The sequence below is a fragment of the Ruegeria sp. AB8 genome (assembly GCF_056542605.1).
This window is the reverse complement of record NZ_JBQGAB010000069.1, coordinates 1-2797: the sequence shown is the minus strand read 5'-3', so window position 1 is coordinate 2797 and position 2797 is coordinate 1. Positions and strand designations below refer to the sequence as shown.

Here is a 2797-nt window from a genome sequence, read left to right as displayed (position 1 = left end):
CCCCGCCATTTTGCTGGCGGGGTTTTATCTTTCACTCAGCGGCTTCTTCGTATTCTGACATTGGAGGGCATGTGCAGATGAGGTTTCTGTCGCCGTATGCGTTGTCGACGCGGTTGACGGGGGACCAGTATTTGTCGACGCCCATGGAGCCCGGGGGGAAGCAGGCCTGTTCGCGGGTGTAGGGGCGGTCCCAGTCGCCGACCAGATCGCGCACCGTGTGGGGGGCGTTTTTGAGCGGGTTGTTGTCCGCGTCGATCTTGCCGTCGATGATGTCCTGCGCCTCGGCCCGGATGGACAGCATGGCATCGCAGAAGCGGTCCAGCTCGGCCATGGGTTCCGATTCGGTGGGTTCGACCATCAGGGTGCCCGCCACCGGCCAGGACATGGTCGGCGCGTGGAAGCCGCTATCGACCAGACGCTTGGCGATGTCATCGACGCTGACATGCGCGGCCTCGTCCAGCGGACGGGTGTCGAGGATGCATTCATGCGCCACCCGGCCCGTTTCCGAGGTGTAGAGGATCGGATAGGCATCCTTGAGCCGTGCCGCGATGTAGTTGGCGTTCAGGATTGCCACTTTCGTCGCCTGGGTCAGACCCTCACCGCCCATCAGCAGCACATAGGCCCACGATACGGGAAGGATCGAGGGCGAGCCGAAGGGCGCCGCCGAGACCGGACCCACGGCGGTGCCGTATTCCGGGTGGCCGGGCAGATGCTCTTCCAGATGCGCCTTGACGCCGATCGGACCCATGCCGGGGCCGCCGCCGCCATGCGGGATGCAGAAGGTCTTGTGCAGGTTCAGGTGGCTGACATCGCCGCCGATCTTGCCCGGCTGGGCCAGACCGACCATGGCGTTCATGTTGGCGCCGTCGATATAGACCTGACCGCCGTGGTCATGGGTGATCTGGCAGACCTCCTGCACGGTTTCCTCGAACACGCCATGGGTCGAGGGGTAGGTGATCATGCAGGCGGCCAGATGGTCGCTGTGCTTTTCCGCCTTGGCGCGAAAATCGGCGACATCGATGTTGCCCTTGTCATCCGACTGCACCGGCACCACCTGCCAGCCCACCATCTGCGCCGAAGCCGGGTTGGTGCCATGCGCCGAGGTCGGGATCAGACAGACATTGCGGTGCCCTTCGCCACGGGCGAAGTGATAGTTGCGGATGGTCAGCAGGCCTGCGTACTCACCCTGCGCGCCCGAGTTGGGCTGCTGGGAGATCGCGTCATAGCCGGTGATCTGGCACAGCTTGTCGTTCAGATCGTCGATCATCTCGAGATAACCCTGCGCCTGATCTTCGGGGCAGAACGGGTGCAGATTGCCGAACTCGGGCCAGGTGACCGGGATCATCTCGATCGTGGCGTTCAGCTTCATGGTGCAGGACCCCAACGGGATCATCGCCCGGTCCAGTGCCAGGTCGCGGTCGGCCAGACGGCGCATGTAGCGGGTGATCTCGGCCTCGGCCCGGTTCTTGTGGAAGATCGGGTGGGTCAGGTACGCGCTTTCGCGCAGCGCATGTTCCGGCAGGCGGTAATGCTTGTTCGAGCTGTCATCCTTGCGGTCGATGCCGAAGGCACCCCAGACCGCCTCGATGGTCTCGGGCCGGGTCTGTTCATCAAGGCTTATGCCGACCTTGGTCTCGCCGACCTTGCGCAGGTTGACGCCCCGGGCCACGGCGGCCTCCATGACCGTTTTCTGCAGATGGCCGACCTCGACCGTGATGGTGTCGAAGAACACCTCGGGTTCCACGGCAAAGCCTGCCGCCTCCAGACCGTCGGCCAGGCGCGAGGTCTTGCGGTGCACCGATTGCGCGATGGCCTTGATGCCGTCGGGGCCGTGATAGACCGCATACATCGAGGCAATGACGGCCAGCAGCGCCTGCGCGGTGCAGACGTTCGAGTTGGCTTTTTCGCGGCGGATATGCTGCTCGCGGGTCTGCAGCGCCAGGCGATAGGCCTTGTTGCCACGGCTGTCGATGCTGACGCCGATGATCCGCCCCGGCATCGACCGTTTCAGCTTGTCGGTAGTCGCCATGTAGGCCGCGTGCGGGCCGCCATAGCCCATCGGCACGCCAAAGCGCTGGGTCGAGCCGATGGCAATGTCCGCGCCCATCTCGCCCGGTGACTTCAGCAGCGCCAGCGACAGGATGTCGGCCGCCACGATGGCGATCGCTTTATGTTCATGCAGCGCCGCGATCTCGGCAGAGAAGTCGCGCACATGGCCATAGGTGCCCGGATACTGGAAGATGGCGCCAAACACCGCGCCTGCGTCCAGTTGATCTGGATCGGCCACCTGCACGTCGATGCCCAGAGGCTCAGCGCGTGTTTTAATGACCGCGATGGTCTGCGGGTGGCAGTTCTTGTCCACGAAGAAGGCCGCGTTGTTGGCCTTGGAGCGACCACCACGCTTGGCCATCGCCATCGCCTCGGCAGCAGCTGTGGCTTCGTCCAGCAACGAGGCGTTGGCCACGTCCAGCCCGGTCAGGTCGCTGACCATGGTCTGGAAGTTCAGAAGCGCCTCAAGACGGCCCTGGCTGATCTCGGGCTGATAGGGCGTATAGGCGGTGTACCAGGCCGGGTTTTCCAGGATGTTGCGCAGGATCGGCGCCGGCGTGGTGGTGCCGTAATAGCCCTGACCGATCAGCGAGGTCAGAACCTTGTTCTTGCGCGCCACCTCTTTCATGTGAAAGAGCGCATCGCGCTCGGTCATCGCCGGACCCCAGTCCAGCGGCTCTGTCTGCCGGATCGCCGGCGGGACGGTGGCGTCGATCAGCTCGTCCAGCGTCTTGAAGCCGATCACCTT

General features: G+C 64.1%; 1 protein-coding gene. It reads right to left on the bottom strand.

Translation table 11 applies throughout. The features are described 5' to 3' along the window. Nucleotides 1-31: 31 nt before the first annotated feature. On the bottom strand, nt 32-2797 hold a 2766-nt coding region (gene gcvP / locus ACR0CG_RS23655; protein ID WP_480527940.1), incomplete at its 5' end, for an aminomethyl-transferring glycine dehydrogenase.